The 17,542-nt window shown below is 39.4% G+C and carries 20 protein-coding genes and 1 other RNA gene; 17 read left to right on the top strand and 4 right to left on the bottom strand.

The genetic code is table 11. The annotated features are described in order from the left end of the window. Nucleotides 1–35: 35 nt before the first annotated feature. The 8 genes from CPBP_RS02965 (at nt 36) to CPBP_RS02930 (ending at nt 10,900) form a co-directional block, all read left to right on the top strand. A complete protein-coding gene (locus CPBP_RS02965; RefSeq protein WP_350332565.1) occupies nt 36–1,136 on the top strand; it encodes a flagellar motor switch protein FliM in 1,101 nt (366 codons plus the stop codon). Between the two features lie 87 nt (nt 1,137–1,223). Then, nucleotides 1,224–1,925: a DNA alkylation repair protein gene (locus tag CPBP_RS02960; RefSeq protein ID WP_350332564.1), complete on the top strand. Its 702-nt coding sequence runs from the start codon at nt 1,224–1,226 to the stop codon at nt 1,923–1,925. Nucleotides 1,926–3,937: 2,012 nt separating this feature from the next. Beyond that, nucleotides 3,938–4,420: a hypothetical protein gene (locus CPBP_RS02955; RefSeq protein WP_350332563.1), complete on the top strand. Its 483-nt coding sequence runs from the start codon at nt 3,938–3,940 to the stop codon at nt 4,418–4,420. A gap of 15 nt (nt 4,421–4,435) precedes the next feature. Continuing rightward, nucleotides 4,436–4,773, top strand: a transfer-messenger RNA (tmRNA) gene (ssrA, locus tag CPBP_RS02950). 23 nt (nt 4,774–4,796) lie between these two features. Continuing rightward, nucleotides 4,797–5,258 (top strand): ClpXP protease specificity-enhancing factor SspB, encoded by a 462-nt coding sequence (locus CPBP_RS02945; protein ID WP_350332562.1) that lies wholly within the window; start codon nt 4,797–4,799, stop codon nt 5,256–5,258. Between the two features lie 12 nt (nt 5,259–5,270). Continuing rightward, complete coding sequence (locus CPBP_RS02940; protein ID WP_350332561.1) at nt 5,271–6,419, top strand: efflux RND transporter periplasmic adaptor subunit; 1,149 nt, start codon at nt 5,271–5,273, stop codon at nt 6,417–6,419. 15 nt (nt 6,420–6,434) lie between these two features. After that, a complete protein-coding gene (locus CPBP_RS02935) occupies nt 6,435–9,527 on the top strand; it encodes an efflux RND transporter permease subunit (RefSeq protein ID WP_350332560.1) in 3,093 nt (1,030 codons plus the stop codon). A 104-nt stretch (nt 9,528–9,631) separates the two neighbouring features. Beyond that, complete coding sequence (locus CPBP_RS02930) at nt 9,632–10,900, top strand: MFS transporter (protein ID WP_350332559.1); 1,269 nt, start codon at nt 9,632–9,634, stop codon at nt 10,898–10,900. On the opposite strand, the gene CPBP_RS02925 is transcribed toward CPBP_RS02930, so the two are convergent. The 4 genes from CPBP_RS02925 to CPBP_RS02910 form a co-directional block, all read right to left on the bottom strand. Continuing rightward, nucleotides 10,886–11,281 carry a hypothetical protein gene (locus tag CPBP_RS02925; protein ID WP_350332558.1) on the bottom strand — a complete coding sequence of 132 codons (396 nt, stop codon included), beginning with the start codon at nt 11,279–11,281 and terminating at the stop codon, nt 10,886–10,888. The genes CPBP_RS02930 and CPBP_RS02925 overlap by 15 nt on opposite strands. Before the next feature lie 67 nt (nt 11,282–11,348). Continuing rightward, nucleotides 11,349–11,804, bottom strand: a complete 456-nt coding sequence (locus tag CPBP_RS02920) for a DUF2155 domain-containing protein (protein WP_350332557.1) — start codon at nt 11,802–11,804, stop codon at nt 11,349–11,351. Nucleotide 11,805: 1 nt separating this feature from the next. Then, entirely contained in the window at nt 11,806–12,258 is a 453-nt protein-coding gene (locus CPBP_RS02915) for an MlaD family protein (protein ID WP_350332556.1), read from the bottom strand. An 8-nt stretch (nt 12,259–12,266) separates the two neighbouring features. Further along, nucleotides 12,267–12,596: an NADH-ubiquinone oxidoreductase subunit NDUFA12 family protein gene (locus CPBP_RS02910; protein ID WP_350332555.1), complete on the bottom strand. Its 330-nt coding sequence runs from the start codon at nt 12,594–12,596 to the stop codon at nt 12,267–12,269. 76 nt (nt 12,597–12,672) lie between these two features. Here CPBP_RS02910 and CPBP_RS02905 point away from each other — a divergent pair, with 76 nt between their 5' ends. The 9 genes from CPBP_RS02905 to rpmA all read left to right on the top strand — a co-directional run bounded on the left by CPBP_RS02905 (nt 12,673) and on the right by rpmA (nt 17,483). Next, nucleotides 12,673–13,674: a heme lyase CcmF/NrfE family subunit gene (locus tag CPBP_RS02905; RefSeq protein ID WP_350332554.1), complete on the top strand. Its 1,002-nt coding sequence runs from the start codon at nt 12,673–12,675 to the stop codon at nt 13,672–13,674. Continuing rightward, complete coding sequence (locus CPBP_RS02900; protein WP_350332553.1) at nt 13,674–13,865, top strand: AtpZ/AtpI family protein; 192 nt, start codon at nt 13,674–13,676, stop codon at nt 13,863–13,865. Before CPBP_RS02905 ends, CPBP_RS02900 begins: the two co-directional genes overlap by 1 nt. After that, nucleotides 13,858–14,589, top strand: a complete 732-nt coding sequence (locus CPBP_RS02895) for a F0F1 ATP synthase subunit A (RefSeq protein ID WP_350332552.1) — start codon at nt 13,858–13,860, stop codon at nt 14,587–14,589. The genes CPBP_RS02900 and CPBP_RS02895 overlap by 8 nt, the downstream gene beginning before the upstream one ends. A 134-nt stretch (nt 14,590–14,723) precedes the next feature. Next, on the top strand, nt 14,724–14,948 hold the full coding sequence (locus tag CPBP_RS02890) for an ATP synthase subunit C family protein (protein WP_350332551.1): 225 nt from the start codon (nt 14,724–14,726) through the stop codon (nt 14,946–14,948). A 15-nt stretch (nt 14,949–14,963) separates the two neighbouring features. Then, entirely contained in the window at nt 14,964–15,464 is a 501-nt protein-coding gene (locus CPBP_RS02885) for a F0F1 ATP synthase subunit B family protein (RefSeq protein WP_350332550.1), read from the top strand. Beyond that, entirely contained in the window at nt 15,457–15,933 is a 477-nt protein-coding gene (locus tag CPBP_RS02880) for an ATP synthase subunit B family protein (protein WP_350332549.1), read from the top strand. Before CPBP_RS02885 ends, CPBP_RS02880 begins: the two co-directional genes overlap by 8 nt. Before the next feature lie 50 nt (nt 15,934–15,983). Beyond that, nucleotides 15,984–16,568 (top strand): malonic semialdehyde reductase, encoded by a 585-nt coding sequence (locus CPBP_RS02875; RefSeq protein ID WP_350332548.1) that lies wholly within the window; start codon nt 15,984–15,986, stop codon nt 16,566–16,568. A 300-nt stretch (nt 16,569–16,868) separates the two neighbouring features. Further along, nucleotides 16,869–17,213, top strand: a complete 345-nt coding sequence (gene rplU / locus CPBP_RS02870; protein ID WP_350332547.1) for a 50S ribosomal protein L21 — start codon at nt 16,869–16,871, stop codon at nt 17,211–17,213. Between the two features lie 12 nt (nt 17,214–17,225). Further along, entirely contained in the window at nt 17,226–17,483 is a 258-nt protein-coding gene (gene rpmA / locus CPBP_RS02865; RefSeq protein ID WP_350332546.1) for a 50S ribosomal protein L27, read from the top strand. Nucleotides 17,484–17,542: the final 59 nt, after the last annotated feature.

Genomic DNA, 17,542 nt, shown 5'->3' with positions numbered 1-17,542 from the left:
TGTTAGCGATGTAAATAGGTTGATTAGGTGGTGGAATGGCTAAAGATAAGAATAAAGGAAATGACCAATCCGAAAAAGAGGCATTGTCTGAAGAAGAACTACAGCTGAGGGCTTTTCAAGAAGCAATAGATCGTGAAAGCGCTGAAACAGAAAAAGAGTTGCAGGGGGCAATAAAGGCATCAGAGTTTTTGCAGCAAGACTCAATTGATCAAATGTTTGAAGATGATGCATCATCTGGATCTCAAGGGGCGGGTGCTAAGTTATTATTGCATAAAAACAATCATGAGAATACACAGTTCCCAATTTTAGACATTGTATTTGATAAGTTTGTACAGTTCTTTTCTACAAGTGCCAGCAATTTTCTTCAGAACAGAGTGGAGATCGTTAAGCTTAGGGTTCACTCTTTAATGTTTCAAGAATATCTTGAAAATATTTCATTGCCTGCGTTGTTTAATGTTTATCAAATTGTAAATTGGGAATCAAAAGGTATCGTGACCATCAACAATAGTCTGACCTATTCATTGATTAACGTGTTGTTGGGTGGCAAGAAAAATGGTGGGACTCAAAAAGAAAAAATTGAAGGTAGAACTTTTTCTAAGTTAGAAACAAATATAGTTGAGCGTTTCGTTTCTTTAGCGTTGCAAGATTTGGGAAGTGCTTTTGCATTTATACACCCAATGGAGTTTTTAGTTGAGCGACAAGAAAGCATTCCAAAGTTGATCGGAAGTATTCAGCAAAACGCGTTGGTAAGTTTCTGTTCGTTCAAATTTAATATTGGTGATTTTGAAGGGGTAATGGATGTTGTGGTTCCCCACAATAGCTTGGACCCGATCAGAGAAGAACTTATTAGAAAACACGCAACCGACGAACCCGTGGGTAAAATAAATAATTGGAAACCCTATTTGACGGAGAAAATCTTACAGACTGACATTGAAATGTCCGCCGTTTTGCTTGAAGAGTCAATTTCATTATTAGATGTCTTAAAGTGGAAACCCGGAACATCAATTCCTATTGACGTTCATCAGTTTGATGAGGTCGTTTTGAGAGTAGACAATAAAGAGCTTTTCACGGGAAAAGTTGGACATCAAAATAGTATGGTGTCTATAGAAATTGAGACAGTCAGGGGAGACGTATAAGTTTTCTAAACCCGGCTTTTTCTTTGTTTACACGACATGTTTAAGTGTGCCATGATCCGGCTGTCAGCTAGATAAGGGCTCTTGATCATGTATAAACACATTCATGAAATGTTGCAACAAATGGTGGTTCCACCTAAACACGGAGGCGCAGTATTTTTCAAAACTGGTGCTGGTCAATATGCAGAACACGATCAATTTATGGGAATTAAGGTTCCTGTATTGCGACAAATCGCAAAACAATTTTCAACGTTATCCATAATAGACATCGAGGAATTATTGAGATCTCGTTATAATGAAGAGCGCTTGCTTGCGTTATTTATTTTGGTGGATCAGTATAAAAAAGCAAAAGGATCTTTGAAGGAAGATCTGTTTCAGTTTTATATCAGTAATCTTAAGTATGTGAACAATTGGAATTTAGTGGATAGTTCTGCTCATTTAATACTGGGCGTTCATGTGTTTGATCAACAGGCATCGCAGGATGTGCTAATTCAGTTTGCTGGGTCAGACGTGATGTGGGAGCGGAGAATTGCAATGGTTGCGACGTGGTGGTTTATTCGGAAAGGTAGTTTGGATTTAACTCCCCAAATTGCAACACTGTTATTAAATGATACGCATGATTTAATTCATAAAGCAGTGGGCTGGATGCTGCGGGAAATGGGTGAGAAAGATGTGGGATATCTGACTCAGTTCCTTGATCAGCATGCAGCACAAATGCCGCGAACCATGTTGCGATATTCAATCGAAAAGCTTTCAGAAGGTCAGCGTAAAACGTATATGACGGCTAAGTAAAGTGCCGCCAACCTGCGGTTGGATCCATTAGGTTAGATTAGATGCGCCGTGACACGGATTATTGCCGTGAAAATGGTGGGAATTCTGATTCTTTTAGTTAGATTGGGTGTGGTTGGAGATATTTAATAAAATACAATGTGAGAGAATAAGAGAGATTTTTGACACAGCAACGTGCCGCCAACCTGCGGTTGGATCCATTGGATTAGATCCGATGCGTTGTGACACGGATTATTGCCGTGAAAATGGTGGGAATTCTGATTCTTTGAGTTAGATTGGGTGTGGTTGGAGGTGTGGCAACGTGCCGGCAGCATGATGCTGCACCAGCGTGACGCTGGACCCGTTAGGTTAGGTCTTGTGTGCTTTGAGAGGTGTAATAAAATGCAGTGTGAGGGAATGAGGAGATTTTTGAACCCACCTTTGACCCATTTCGGGCGCAGGATCATTGGGGGTGAAAAATGATTTTGAGATATTTTGTTGAAGAGTGTGTTTTAGTTCCTTTTTTTTGTTTGAAAGTACTGTGTTTGTAGCTTTCAAAGTTAAGTTCGTTGTTTAAGTTGTTTAGTTTTTATTAAAACCGAGAGAATCCCCAGTAACCCGCACGTGCAAAAAGAACCCCATTTCTTACACGAATGGGGAAAGGCGGACTTTAGTATAATATACAAAGTCGTGTTTTACGAGCCCGTCGACTCTAGGGGTTGTTTACAGGGCTGTGTCTACTGATCGGGTAGTTGAGCACCTGTACTGGGGATTCAATTCAGCGTTTTGTCCTTTGGTGTTTCAATCAAAGCTTCGTCATGGATCTGGTTAGAGATCCTTTGGCTGAAAGATTCAAAGACGTAGAACGAAAAAAGGCTACCCAGGTTTTTGGGTAGCCTCTTCGCAATTCTACTTATTAGTATACACAGTGAATTCGGATTGTCAATATATTTTTGAAGGATGATGGTGTTTTTGTAATCCGTGTTTGTGCGAATCGGATATAACTTATGGGGTGCAGCGTCACGCTGCCAAAAAAGTGAATTCCGTCAATCTTTTGTTAACGTTTGTGAGGTATTGTAAGTTTAGAGCGCTCATACATTATTATTTTTGCCCACCGTTTCGAGAAAAAATGACGGATCGTTTCGTCTATTTAGTCTCGATTTAGGGAGTGGGTTTTGTCCCCCCACCCGAAGGTCACTGAGGGTGTCTGGGGCGGGGGGTGCGCAAAAATCAGAAAAATTAAAAAATTGTTAACCTTTATTAACCTCAAATTAACGACAACCTGCGGTTGCATCCATTAGGTTAGATCCGATGTGGTTGGAGACGGAGTATTGTCGTCGAGGATGAATGGGATTTTTGATCCACCTTGGGCGCCCGTCAGTATCACGTTGCCTGCGTAACGCGAGACGCATGGGAGTCTCGAATAAATTTCTAAAGTGTGTCAGCGTTGTTGCTTATAACCTGTGTCAGAACGAATCGGATCTAATCTATTGAGTTCAGCGTCAGATTGGCGGCTCAAGGGCGCTTTACGCGCCAGAGCGGCGGTTGCCGCTATCAAATCGTGTTGCGATTTGCTTGAGCCGCATAACGACAGAGGTTGGCATAAATGAGAGAGTTAATACAGTTGACGGGTGTGCTGTGTAATCCGTGTCGATCATACCGGATCTAACTTGTCGGATGAAACGGCGCGTTGCTTATAATCCGTGTTTGTGCGAATTGGATCTGACTTATCGGATGCAATGGCAGGTTGCCAGCATCACGCTGGACTCAAAGTTATACGAATAAATTCCTGAATTGTTGCAACGTTGTTGCTTATAATCCGTGTCAGACCACATCGGATCTAATCTATGGGGTCCAGGGATCATCACTGGTGCAAGGGCACGTTGCCTAACGGATGCAACGGCACGCTGGTGGTATGGTGTTTAGCTATTATAAATCGTATCTGTTGTGTCCATATTACAAGTGTTTTGCTATATTGCTTGCAATGTTTCTCATTTCTGGAGAGAATGCAAAAAATTTATTAAGGAATTTCAAAAATGATTAGAGCTTATAAAGAAGTAAATGATGACTTGTTGTATTTCCACATTTGGGAAGAGGATGAAACCAATGCGGTTTTTTATCAGGGTGCAATGGGTAATGTGGGAGAGCTTGAGCATGTAAGTGCTAAAACCCCCGATGAATTAACAGACATCATCAATAAGAAAATTGATGAGCTGAATAATACGGATTGGAGTGGTATTGATGATGATGAATATGACGTATTAATTATTGAATATAAAATTGAAGGTGATGGTACGGAAAAAGATCATGAGAAACGCCAAGCTGTTCAAGAAAAAATGAATGAAATTCTTGGTTTGACAGGCGTGGGTTGGTGCGATGGCGGCAGTATAGGCGGTGGAACTATGGAAATATGCTGTGTTGTTTTTGATTATCAGCTGGCCTATGACATTATCAATGAAGATTTAAACGAAACAGAGTTTGAAGATTTTTCCCGAATTTATGTTGAATCTGAGAGATAGGATCCCTTTTTAATCGTGTTTGATCTTTGCATTTAATACATGTATATTAAATATGTTGGTTTAGGCCAACTATGATGATAAACGATGTGCGGAATAAGTGGAGCGGACCCGGGGGCGGTACCCGGCGCCTCCACCACTCTAACTGAGGGGGCGAAATAGGATCGACGCACATAATAAAGGTACGATCTTTCATCCGGCATGGTAACCGCCGATATCGGGCTAATTTTATAAATGCCAAAACTACAAAGGCACGTCGCGTAACTGCAGCTAATCGTAACACTGTTATCGGTGTAAGAGTAGCCGCATAACGCGAAGCGGTTTGGGGGGCGCCGGGCAACAGAAAGCCCCCTGCTAATAACAAAAAAATAGGTGGGAAGTGTCGTTAATTAACTATGATCGACTAATCAAAGACAGTTTGAAGTATGTTGTAAGGCATGCTTTAGAGCACGTGGCCGATAAAGGGTTGTATGGTGATCAGCACTTTTACATTACATTTCAAACAGAGTTTCCTGGCGTGGAAGCCCCAGAGTATTTGTTGAATGAATACCCTGATGAATTAACGATAGTATTAGAAAATCAATTTTGGAATCTTAAGGTTTTTGAAACCAGTTTTAGCGTATCCTTAAACTTCAACTCAAAAATTGAAACGATTAAGATACCGTTTGATGCAATTTTAGAATTTTCAGATCCTTCCGAGGATTTTGTGTTGCAGTTCGAGCTGAATGAAGACGGACTACCTGATACAATTGAAATGTCCGAATTAGAAAATATAGAAGACTATACAGACGACAAGAGCGAAAATAAAGTCATATCACTTGACTTGTTTAGAAAGAAATAGAGAGGATATATTATGGATCAAAAGCAATTAAGACCTTACTTGTATACAATTGTTGGGGTTCTGGGCGTTGTTATACTTGGCGTATTTATGCGTCAATGCAGTAAAAAATCAGATGTTGAATCCCATGATCGTGTAAAATACGTTGAGGTAACACCGGTAAAGTCTGGACAATTGCTGCGCAAAATTAATGCCATTGGTAAGCTTGCTGCAAATCAATCAGTTGTTGTGAAAACTGAAATGCCAGGGCGCGTTGCGAAGATTCATTTCAAGGATGGACAAGCTGTTAAGCAAGGTGATCCGTTGATTGAATTTGACAGTGAGCAATTACGTTTAGAAGCTGAACAAGCTAGATCAAAGGCAGCACAGTATTCTTTGTTGTATCAACGTAGTTCTGAATTGTTTCAGAAAAAATTGATCAGTAGCTCTGAATTTGAAAAAGCAAAAGCTGAATTCGAACAAACGCGCGCTCAATCAGCAGAAAAAGATTTGTTGGTTCGTAAAAGCATTATTCGTGCTCCATTCGAAGGTGTCTTGGGAATTCGCGAAAAAGATATTAGTCCTGGGGCGTATGTCAACCAAAACCATGAAATTGTTTCATTAGTAGACATTGATCCCATGTTGGTTGATTTCAACGTTTCTGGTGCATATACAGCGAGCCTAAAAGAAGGGCAAGAAATCCAAATTTCAGTTGATGGTACTGCGTTAGACGGACTGTCAGCAAAAATTGATGCAGTGGATGCAAGGGTTGATGAAGCAGGGAACACCTTACGTGTTCGCGGATCTGTTCCAAACACGAATGGAGCATTAAAGCCCGGAATGTTTGCAAAAGTATTGGTGGTGATTGGTGAAGTTTCAAATGCGATTCAAGTACCCGAGGGGGCGGTTGAACGTAACGGTAACCAAAGTTATGTGTATCGTGTGACAAAAATCCAAAGTAATGTTGGGTATGCTGCATTAACGCCAGTTGTGATTGGTACCCGTCAAAACGGTATGGTGGAAATCATGAAAGGATTAGAACCTAAAGATGTGGTTGTAACGGGTGGACATACTGGTCTTCATGATGGACAAGAAGTTAGAATTCAAAAAACAGTAGCAGCGGAAGATGTCGCTCCAAAATCTGAAGTGGCGGACGTTGCATCTGAAGTTCCAAGTCAAGAATAGTAAAGGCAGTAATTTATGAAAATCTCAGAAATTTGCATTAAACGGCCGGTTTTATCGATCGTTGTTAACTTAATTTTGATCCTTGTTGGATTGGTTGCATTTATGCGATTGCCCATCAATGAATATCCAAAGTTTGAAAGACCAACGCTTAGTCTTGAAACAGAGTTTCATGGTGCAGGTCCTGAGATTATTGAAAATACTGTGACTAAGGTATTGGAAGAAGAGCTTGCAAAAATTGAAGGTTTGGACTTTATTACGTCAACAAGCTTAAGAGGAAAAAGCAACGTTTATCTTCACTTTAACTTAGACCGTTCTTTGGACGCTGCGGCAACGGATGTTTTGTTCAAAGTGGCCCGTATTCGTAGCTTATTGCCCACGGATGTTCGTGATCCAGTAATGATTAAATCAGATGCGAATGCAAGCCCGGTATTGTATTTGGCGTTGAATAGTTCTAGCCGTACAGAAACGGATTTAGCAGATTATGCGCGTCGTTATTTAGAAAATCCATTGGGTAATATTAATGGGGTGTCTAAGGTTGAGATCTTGGGCGGTGGACAATTCGTGATGCGTATTTGGTTGGACCCTCAAAAGTTAGCGGCACACAGTCTGAATGCTTTGGATGTATACAACGAAATTCGTAAACAAAACATTGAACGCCCCGGTGGAAGCATTGTCGGTGGAGAACGTCAGTTTAACGTTTCAACAACGGCGCGTATTCGCAGTCCTGAAGAATTTAATCAATTAATCGTTGGAAATAAAAACGGTAAGTTTGTTCGATTAGAAGATGTGGGACATGCGATTGTTGGAACTCAAGACGAAACAACCTCTTTCATATTTAATGGAAAGAAGGCAGTTGCCTTAATCATCTATAAAAAATCTGAAGGTAGCCCGATTGCTGTTGCAGATCTTATTAAGAAAGACCTGCCAAAGATACAAGAGCGTTTGCCGAATGATATGACGATAAAGGTTGCTTATGACAGCACTACCTTTATTGAGATTGCGATTAAAGAAGTTTATGAGACAATTATTATTGCTATTGCTCTCGTTTTATTGGTGGTGTTTGGATTTATTGGTTCGTTGAGGGCGTCTTTCATTCCCATGGTGACCATTCCAATTTCATTAATTGGAACGTGTATCTTGATTTACCTTTGGGGATTCTCAATCAACATTCTAACGCTATTGGCAATGGTTTTAGCTGTCGGTCTTGTTGTGGACGATGCTATCGTTGTATTAGAGAATATATATCGATATATCGAAGAGGGGCTGTCCCCAATGAAAGCGGCGTTAAAGGGCAGCAAAGAAATCGGATTTGCCGTGATTGCCATGACCATTACGTTGGCTGCGGTGTATGCTCCTTTATCCTTGGCGCAGGGTGTGACTGGACAGTTATTCCGTGAGTTTGCGCTTACATTAGCGGGGGCTGTGATTTTATCTGGATTTGTGGCACTTACATTATCGCCGATGATGTGTGCTAGATTATTAAAGCCTCACCATGAAGATCAAGGCTTGATAAAGTTACCGATCCTAAAGAAGTCAATGGATTGGATTGCAAAATCATTAAAAACGCTTGATGAAGAATATTCGAAGCTATTAAAGTTTTCATTAAATCACCGACTAATTGTAGTTCTTGTTGGGGTTGCCTTTACAGGAATGTCATGGGGATTGATGACTAAGTTCTTACCATCGAAATTCGTACCTGAAGAAGATAGAGGTATTATTCGAGGCAAAGGTGATGCAACTAAGGGACTAACGATTGAAGCATTAGATCGTTATGTATTGCAACTTGATACAATTATGGACAACAATCCAGCGATTGAAAATCGTTTGTTAATGGTAAAGATGCCAGAAGTAACTGTTATTTCATCGTTAAAACCATGGGCTGAACGTAAAAAATCAAGCCATGAAGTTTTAAAGGAGATAAATCCTGAATTGAAAAAAGTTGTGGGCTTGGGCATTACGCTTAGCAACCAACGTTCATTTGGTGGTGGTGGAAAAGAAGAAGGATCGATGACGTTTGTTCTGCAATCGATGAAACCTATGGATGAAATTATTGCGACATCTCGTAAGTTATTGCAAGGCTTTGCAGATCAACAAGAAGAAATTGATTTGAGATTCTATTTGCCCGTGAACATGCAGGATTTTAACGTAAACGTTAACCGAGATGTTTCTGCTTACGTTGGTATTTCTGCGGAAGACATTGCGACAACCATGGAAATCTTTACAAAGGGTAAGAAAGTCGGAAACTATATGCCACAGGGTGATACAAAAGAGTATGACATTATTGTGGGTGTAGAAAAAGAATTCCGTAGATCTCCATCTGATTTATCGGATGTATATATGCGAGTGCTTAAAAAGAATGAAGAAAAGACAGTTCCAATTTCTCAATTAATTAACGTAGAAGAAAAATTGGCGCCTACTCAAATTGAGCATTACAACCGTATGCGAAACATTGTGTTTGTTGGTGATATCAATTCTAAAATGTCATTATCAAAAGCTGTTACCAAGGTGCAGGATATTGCAAAAAAAACAGTCAGCAAAGATTACATTATTGAGTTTACAGGTGAAACACGTAAGTTCTTACAAGAATCTGGAAACATGTTGTTCGTGTTTGGATTAGCGATTCTGTTTATTTACTTGGTATTAGCAGCACAGTTTGAAAGCTTTATTGATCCGCTGATTATATTGTTCAGTGTGCCGTTGTCATTGGCGGGTGCTGTCATTACCCTGCTGTTAATTAAAGATGGCAGCATGAACATTTTCAGTCAGATTGGTATGGTGACCCTGATAGGGTTGATCACTAAGCATGGTATTTTGATTGTGGACTTTGCGAACGCATTGCAAGAACAAGGTAAGACAGCTCTTGAATCTGTGACAGAAGCGTGCCGTTTAAGGTTGCGCCCAATCTTAATGACGACAGGTGCTATGGTCTTTGGTGCGATACCGTTGGCATTAGCAACTGGGGCAGGTGCAGAAATCCGCAGCAACGTGGGTTGGGTAATCGTGGGTGGAATGAGCTTTGGAACGTTGTTCACATTGTTTGTGGTGCCTGCTGTTTATACATATTTAAGTCGTAAACGAGCAATCCATCCCGATTTGCAATCGATATAATATATTTAACACCTCTTCGGAGGTGTTTTTTTAACTCTATGAATCGAATACTTGCATCTGCTGGACGGTTTTGATAGGCTTTGCAGGATTAAGAAAGAGAGAGAATGCCCGGACATATAAAACAACCTTCATCTACCGTCAGTCGTTTTTTTCAATCATTTAGTTTGCGTTATATACCAAAGCCTATTTGGGCACTTTCAATTTCTACCTTATTAATGACACTTTCTGGATCCATCGTGTTTACGATTGCCCCCCATTATTTGATTGACGTGTTGCATTTGGATAAGCAATCGGTGGGTTGGATGGAAGGTGTTGTTGAGTCGTTTGCGTTAATTGTCCGTATGGCATCGGGTTCATTAAGTGATTTTTTTGTTCGGCGAAAATCGATCATCCTGATGGGATATATTTTGTCGACGGTTGCTAAGGTAGGCATGCCTTTTGCTTATGGGGTGTCTGTGTTGTATTTTGCGCGTATTACAGAGCGTATTGGTAATGGACTGCAGGCAGCACCCAGAGAAGCATTAGTGGGAGACCTTGCGCCTGAAAACGTACGTGGTGCATGTTACGGAGTAAGGAATGCATTCGGAAAAGCCGGATCTTCTTTAGGTGCGCTTATTGTGTTTCTTATACTATTTACTGCTTTTACAACACACGTTGACGCAGGTACGTATCAGTTTATATTTTTGGTTGGAATTATCCCTTCTGTGATCGCATGTATTATCTTGTATTTATTTGTGCAAGATAAAAAGCAAAGCGTAAGCAATAAACCCGCATCTGTAAAACCATTTCGGTTAAATATCAAAGACTTAAGGTATTTAGGAAAGCGGTTTTGGATCTTGATGATCGTTGTTGCAATATTTAACTTTTCCCATTTTAGTGAAACCTTTTTACAGCTAAGAGCCAGAGAAGTAGGTGTGTCGGTTGTGTATGCGCCTTTAGTAATGGTGTTAATGAACTTAACAATTGCATTGGCGTCCTATCCTGTTGGTAATCTGTCAGATCGATTTGGTCGCAAGATCTTTCTGTTCATCGGATTCATTTGCGTGATTTTAGCAGATATATTGCTGGCATTAGGTCAGGGGTATCTTTCAGTCTTTATTGCAATTACTTTTTGGGGTGTGCAGATGGCAATGACCCAAGGAATGATCGCAACATTAGTAACTGATACTGCGAATCCAGATTACAGAGGCACAGCCTTTGGAGTGTTGAATGTGTTAACAGGTATCGTATATTTTATTGCAAGTCCGCTATATGGGTGGATTTGGGATACATTCGGCGGTATGTGGCCATTCCTGTGCAGTGCGGTAATTACAGTAATTTCATTCGCATTGTTATATGGTGTGATGCGTAGAAAATCTTTAAGAGTGAAATAAATAACTATAGGCGCGCATAAGTAAGCTTTTGCGTTCACCTTTGATTGAAATTAGCCCTTTAATGGTACCTTCAAAGACCTGATTAATTTTGATAGGTGATCCAGATATGTGAACGAATTGTTTTGAAAACCCCATTTTATGTAATGAGATATAAAAGGGATTAATTCGATCGGATTCAGGAAAGAAAATAGCATCCTGACCACTGGAAATTTCCATGCATTGGCAAACGCAAGCCGTGCAGTTTAAGCGAACATTGTTAGCGGGGGCTGGTACGGTGGCGGCAATAACTTCGGCAGGCAGAATAGTTTCTGTGCGCCATGGAACTATCACCACGATCGCAAAGCATATTATTATTAACAAAAACCTATTTTTACTAAACATAATTATTTTTCTTTTTTTGCAGTTCTTATTATTATCCAAAGTTCGTTAATTATTTATGAACAATATTTTATTTTTTCTTAATTTTTGTTTTTTCATTGCGACACTTAACTAGCCATACGTTATATCTGGGGTGATTTGTTAATGTCGATAAAACGGGAGAAGATGCAAACATCCAGCCCGAAAATAACTTTCTGGGGAGTCCATTTTTTGGGTATTCCCAAATAGTCATAAATGATTTTGATTCTGGAGGGTCAAAAGGTGCGGATTGCCTGCACACGGAAACATCAATTTTTAATTGTCCAAACGAAATTGATTTTCCAATTTTTGCGTCAATTAACTTAAATCGACCCGTAACTTTATCGACCCATTGCAGTTGAGCGTACTGTGTATTTAATGAACTATCTTCTTCTTGAAATTCATTAGATTCATCTGAAGAGGGGGGAGGGTGATCGCTGGGTGTTGAGGCATTAAGCGCAGCACTGCAGCAATAAAATAATATCAAAAATCTGAAGCAGAAAAGCATATTATTTTTTCTTTTCACCACCAAAGACAACTTGACTAACCACGCTTTCCAAATCTAATGAAGACTGATTGTTATAAAAGATTTGTCCTTCAGCAATAGGGTCTTGACCAGGGCCTACTTCGACGGATACAAATTTTCCGCCCATGATGCCTTCGGACTTTACAGCAAATGAACTGTCAGCAGGAATCTTGTAGACTTTATCTAGACCAATCACCAACACTGGAGTTAAGCTTTCGACATCAAGTTTTATGTCGAGGACTCTGCCAACCTTTACACCGCCTAATTTAACGTCTGTACCTTTTGATATTCCAGCAACGGTTTGGAAATAAGCGGTTACAGATAAAAGATCTCTATTTGCTTTTACGTCATTTTTTTGAAAAAAGACCCACAACAAACAGAGTGTTAATATAACGATACAAAAGCCTAAAAATGATTCAATGTAATTTTTTTGCATACCACGCCTTATTTATCAGGTGACCAACTGTCATAATAGTTTAATGCAGTTTGGGGTATGTTTTCAATGGAAGTTATTTGATTTTGTGCAAATTTTGTTCCAGTTGTATTTGGAATCCAATTGTTTTGATTTCTTTGGGGCGGTAAATTATGCATAAAAGATAGCCAAGCCCGCCAATCTGCTGGGATTTTTGAAGAGTCGTATATTCCGTTGTATATGATCCAGCGTTTTATTTTTTTAGAATTTTTGGTTTGGTAATATGAATTACCAAAGGCATCAGCATCAATATACCGGCCAAATAGTTTTGTATACAGTAATAATCCCAGACGGTTTAACATTTTTTTGTTTGTAAATTAGTTGATTTTAGTTAATGTTAAGTCAAAAGTATTGCAAATTCATTAATGAAAGAAAAGCATGATTATTTTTTTTGGACACATTTGCTTAATTATTGCGTTGATAACATCATTAATTCAAACATTAGGGATCGTGCCACACCACATTGCCAGGTTAGGGCGTCCCGCATGTCAAACAACAGCCTTGTTTACATTAAGCGCGTTTGTAACCCTATGCATTGGGTTTATACTGCATTCGCCAACGTTATTGGTTGTGTTAAATAATTCATCTGCGTTAAGCCCGTGGTATGTACGGTTAAGTGGTATGTGGAACAATCATATTTCGTTGATGTTAGTCTGGATGATGATGTTTTCATGTTTTAGTTCTTTGTATGTTATTCGATCGAAACATCGAAACATTGACCATTTATCCAGACCTGTGATTGGTGTTCAAGGGTTTATTCAAAGCGGATTTTTATTGTACATGGTTGCGTTTTTATCTCCCTTTGAATTAGCGAAAACACCGGGAATAGCAGTTGCTCATGGAGAGTTTTTGCTTAACCTACATCATCTGTTGATCTATGCTGCGTATATGTTAATTTCGATTGTATATGCGCTAGTGATTGGAATTTTGATCGAAGGCAAACGTGTGAGCCTGTTAAGTAAAGAAGCTTTACCGTGGTTGCAACCAAGTTGGATGCTGTTGGCTGTTGGTTCTGTTTGGGGTATTGTTCATGGGTATGTTAGTCAGGGTAAAATAGTATTACAATACGGGACTGTAGAATATGAATCTTTAATTACTTTGGCATTAATGACGACTTTATTGTTATTGATGCGTTATGTGGATCGCAGTCGAATCATCAAAAAATTAATTCTATTGGTGGGGATTGTGGTGTTTTTTCAGGGATTGTTTGGAAGCTTGATACATCAACATGTAAAATCTTCATCCCCAGGGTTGATGGTTAAAGACTTACCAGAAGCAAAATTCTTATTTTTATTTATAGGTATTGGCATTTGTTTTAGCTTAATGATATATACAGGGCGAGTGATTCGTAGCTTGCGAAAACATAAACTGGACGTATAATGAATAAGCTTTCCACTGCCGTTGGAGATATTGTAGCACCCATAGTGTTCATGGTGTTTGTTGGATATCAAGTGGGACAGTATTTAGATAAACTAGCAATATCCATGGCAATTGGATTGTTCGTGGGATTTATAGTGGCACTATTTAACGTATGGAAATTAATGAAAAAACTGAGGCGAAACGATGAATAATCCAATGCATCAATTTGAAATTCATAAGATTTATGACCTGCAATTGTTTGGGATTGATATTTCTGTTACAAACTCAACGGTATTTATGTTGATTGCAACTGCGTTGATTATCGCTGTGCTGTCGCTGGGGATTCGTAAGGGCTACCACTTACGGCAACCCAATAAAGCAGAGGTTGTTTCCGAACAAGCATTTAATTTTGTTGCAAATTTGGTTGATGAAAATTGTGGATCCGAAGCGCGCAGATACTTACCCTTTGTGATGTCATTTTTTATGTTGATCGCAATGGGCAATGTGTTGGGGATGGTGCCGTATACCTTTACATTTACCAGCCATATTATTGTGACATTTGCTATGGCTGCAATGGTGTTTATTGTGATCACGATTATTGGGTTTATGCATCATGGGTTGGGATATTTAAAGATCTTTTTACCCGATGGAGCCCCCTTGTTTTTGGCGCCAATTTTAATTCCGATTGAGTTAATTTCATATTTGTCCAGACCGATCAGTTTATCTGTGCGTTTGTTTGCAAACATTATGGCTGGGCATATCGTGTTAAAAATCTTTGCAGGGTTTATTATTAGCTTAGGCATCGTTGGAGGTGTGATTCCATTAGGAATGACGGTTCTTCTGACGTTTTTCGAAGTGTTTGTGGCGCTTGTTCAAGCATATATTTTTGCAATCTTGACTTGTGTCTATTTGAATGATGCATTACATTTGCATTAATACAGCTGACTTCTTATAATCTGGGTATGCGTCACTCGGGCGCTAATGTACACTAGAGTACATGTCTCGCCTCGTTCCTGTACCCAAATTAAATTAGTCTAGCTATAAGTTATTTAATTGAGTGAGAGGTTCTTATGGATATTGAAGCAGCAAAAATGATTGGTGCCGGTTTGTGCATGATCGCGCTATTAGGGGTTGGTATTGGTCTTGGAAATATCTTTTCAAGCTTTATTAGCTCTGTAGCTAGAAATCCGTCAGCCCGCGACCAAGTGTTTGGTATTGGTATGATTGGGTTTGCCGTAACAGAAGCTGTGGCGATTTTTGCCATGGTCGTTGCATTTATGATTTTGTTTAAATAAGTAACGAAGGTCAACATGCCTCAGTTTGAAATATCAACATTTTCATCGCAGTTGTTTTGGTTTTTCGTATGCTGGGGCTGTGTGTTTGTTTATTTGTGGAAAATTCTTGTTCCCAGGATGTCTGCAAAGCTATCTGATCGAGAACATAAGATCAAAAGCATCCTTGCTGAGGCAACAAGCTTTGATCTGCAAACAGAAACGATGCTATTAAAATATGATGATAAACTGAATCATTTTAAGCAAAAGCAAAAAGCAAAGTTGCAGCAAACAACCGAATTTATTCAAAAAAGCAAAGAAGGTTTAGAGTCTGATTTAAAGCAAGAACTGGATTCTCAACTGTTAATATTAGAGGCAAAGCTTAAACAGTCTCAAGCAGACTTGCTTAAAACTTTACCCACAGAGCTTGAATCAGTATTAACAGAATTTGCTCAAAAACAGATTCCGTTTGCGTTGGATGCTGGCGGTATTAGCAAGGTGTTAAACGCAGAAGTTAAAAAGTTGATGCATCATGATTAATACACCAGAATTTTGGGTTGGAATTTCATTTCTAATATGTGTTGGAATTTCATATAAGTTAATTTTCCCCGCATTGAAGGCTGGAGTAATTTCCCATCAAAGCGAGATTGAGCGATTATTTTCAGAGGCTGAGTCCCTGCTACAAGCGGCAGAGAAAAAATTTAGTCTTACTCAAGAACGATTGGATGCGTTGCCTAATCTGATCATTGAAATGGAAGTTCAGTTTGATTCGAAGGTAAACCATTTGCTTCAGGAATGGTCGATTCAACAAGAAAGAATTACGGCACGATATCAGTCTTTGCAAGAACATAAGTTGCAACATTTAAATGATCATGCAAAAATTCAGGGGTATGCCAGTATTTCCGATGTATGTATACACGCATTGCACGCATACGTTAGCCAACACATGAGTGCTAAAAAACATCAGCAGATTGTGATGGACGCGCTTAAGAATTTACCCAACGTTTAATACACTTATACTAAAAATAAATTAATAATAATTAATAAGGAACGTTCAACATGCAAATTCAAAAAGAATCTTTGGATACTATTTTTAATACAGCGCGTACTTATCCAGGCTGGTTAAACACGCCGGTAGAGGATAACCTTTTAAAGCAAGTATATGAACTAATGAAGCTTGGACCAACGTCAATGAACTGTTGTCCAGCGCGAATAGTATTTGTAAAATCTAAAGAAGCAAAAGAGCGATTAAAGCCCTGTTTGGCTCCTTTTAATGTTGATAAAACAATGGCAGCACCTGTAACAGCGATCGTTGCCTATGATTTACATTTTTATGAAAAAATGGATGTTCTGTGGCCCCATGCCGATGCTGTATCAATTTTTAAGGGAAATGACTCACTTATTTCAGAAACAGCCTTGCGCAATGGTTCATTGCAGGGCGCGTATTTAATAATTGCTGCACGCAGTTTAGGGTTAGATTGCGGACCAATGTCAGGATTCAATGCTGCAAAACTAGATCAAGAGTTTTTTCCAGAAGGCATACTGAAATCTAATTTCTTGTGTAATCTGGGATACGGTGACCCAACGTCATTATATCCAAGGGGTGCTAGGTTAGCATTTGATACGGTGTGTGAGGTTTTATAAAGCAACCTGCCACAGCGTGACGCTGGACTCATTAAGTTAGATCCGCCAGGGGTCATCCCTGGCTCCAATAAGCAGCGTGCCGGCAACGCTCGTTGCATCCATTGAATTAATTAGATAAGGGCGAAAAATCGAAAAAAACGCCCTTATGTTAAAAGTCACGTGCGCAAAATCGAGTTTTGCGCACCTAGCTTCTTAATGAAGATTCAAACTTATACAAGCTTACATAAACCCCTTGACTTTTTGATGTGGATTGTATATTTTGCAGCTTGTTATATTTATTAATCAAACACAGGTTTAATCATGTACGCAGTTGTAAAAACAGGCGGCAAGCAATACAGAATCGCTAAAGATCAGGTGATTCTAGTTGAAAAGCTTGACGTAGAAAAAGGGAAAACGATCGAGCTTTCCGACGTACTTATGATCGCTAACAATGGTAAGGTAAAGGTCGGTGAGCCCTTTATCAGCGGTGCAAAAGTTACTGCAACTGTTGTCGATCAAACGCGTGGTGAAAAAATTATTATTTTCAAAAAGCGTCGTCGTCAGAATTCTCGTCGTAAAAATGGACACCGTCAACATTTGACAGTGTTAAAAATTAACGATATCGTTGAAAAAGCAGCAAAACCACAAGCTGCTGCTGAAGCATAAGGAGTCTAAGTTATGGCACAAAAGAAAGCTGGCGGTAGTTCGAAAAACGGTCGCGATTCGATTGGACGTCGTCTAGGCGTTAAAAAATACGGTGGAGAAGCGGTAGTGTCTGGTAACATTATCATTCGTCAACGTGGAACAGAATTTTTCCCTGGTGATAACGTAGGTATGGGTAAAGATCATACATTGTTTGCAATGGCTAATGGTCAAGTTAAATTCTTAACAAAAGCAAAGAATAGAACATACGTTAACGTTATTCCAATGGCTTAATTGCCGTCTACATAATGTAAAAAGGGGATGTGATTACATCCCTTTTTTTATAAGGAGAT

The sequence above is a fragment of the Candidatus Bodocaedibacter vickermanii genome (genome assembly GCF_014896945.1).
In the GTDB taxonomy this organism is placed as follows: domain Bacteria; phylum Pseudomonadota; class Alphaproteobacteria; order UBA6184; family UBA6184; genus Bodonicaedibacter; species Bodonicaedibacter vickermanii.
This window is presented reverse-complemented; position numbering and strand designations above follow the sequence as displayed.

Excerpts from the sequence above, each read along its gene's own strand:
- CPBP_RS02965 (WP_350332565.1), top strand. The coding sequence starts at position 36 with ATGGCTAAAGATAAGAATAAAGGAAATGACCAATCCGAAAAAGAGGCA.
- CPBP_RS02960 (WP_350332564.1), top strand. The coding sequence starts at position 1,224 with ATGTATAAACACATTCATGAAATGTTGCAACAAATGGTGGTTCCACCT.
- CPBP_RS02955 (WP_350332563.1), top strand. The coding sequence starts at position 3,938 with ATGATTAGAGCTTATAAAGAAGTAAATGATGACTTGTTGTATTTCCAC.
- CPBP_RS02940 (WP_350332561.1), top strand. The coding sequence starts at position 5,271 with ATGGATCAAAAGCAATTAAGACCTTACTTGTATACAATTGTTGGGGTT.
- CPBP_RS02935 (WP_350332560.1), top strand. The coding sequence starts at position 6,435 with ATGAAAATCTCAGAAATTTGCATTAAACGGCCGGTTTTATCGATCGTT.
- CPBP_RS02930 (WP_350332559.1), top strand. The coding sequence starts at position 9,632 with ATGCCCGGACATATAAAACAACCTTCATCTACCGTCAGTCGTTTTTTT.
- CPBP_RS02925 (WP_350332558.1), bottom strand. The coding sequence starts at position 11,281 with ATGTTTAGTAAAAATAGGTTTTTGTTAATAATAATATGCTTTGCGATC.
- CPBP_RS02920 (WP_350332557.1), bottom strand. The coding sequence starts at position 11,804 with ATGCTTTTCTGCTTCAGATTTTTGATATTATTTTATTGCTGCAGTGCT.
- CPBP_RS02915 (WP_350332556.1), bottom strand. The coding sequence starts at position 12,258 with ATGCAAAAAAATTACATTGAATCATTTTTAGGCTTTTGTATCGTTATA.
- CPBP_RS02910 (WP_350332555.1), bottom strand. The coding sequence starts at position 12,596 with ATGTTAAACCGTCTGGGATTATTACTGTATACAAAACTATTTGGCCGG.
- CPBP_RS02905 (WP_350332554.1), top strand. The coding sequence starts at position 12,673 with ATGATTATTTTTTTTGGACACATTTGCTTAATTATTGCGTTGATAACA.
- CPBP_RS02900 (WP_350332553.1), top strand. The coding sequence starts at position 13,674 with ATGAATAAGCTTTCCACTGCCGTTGGAGATATTGTAGCACCCATAGTG.
- CPBP_RS02895 (WP_350332552.1), top strand. The coding sequence starts at position 13,858 with ATGAATAATCCAATGCATCAATTTGAAATTCATAAGATTTATGACCTG.
- CPBP_RS02890 (WP_350332551.1), top strand. The coding sequence starts at position 14,724 with ATGGATATTGAAGCAGCAAAAATGATTGGTGCCGGTTTGTGCATGATC.
- CPBP_RS02885 (WP_350332550.1), top strand. The coding sequence starts at position 14,964 with ATGCCTCAGTTTGAAATATCAACATTTTCATCGCAGTTGTTTTGGTTT.
- CPBP_RS02880 (WP_350332549.1), top strand. The coding sequence starts at position 15,457 with ATGATTAATACACCAGAATTTTGGGTTGGAATTTCATTTCTAATATGT.
- CPBP_RS02875 (WP_350332548.1), top strand. The coding sequence starts at position 15,984 with ATGCAAATTCAAAAAGAATCTTTGGATACTATTTTTAATACAGCGCGT.
- rplU (WP_350332547.1), top strand. The coding sequence starts at position 16,869 with ATGTACGCAGTTGTAAAAACAGGCGGCAAGCAATACAGAATCGCTAAA.
- rpmA (WP_350332546.1), top strand. The coding sequence starts at position 17,226 with ATGGCACAAAAGAAAGCTGGCGGTAGTTCGAAAAACGGTCGCGATTCG.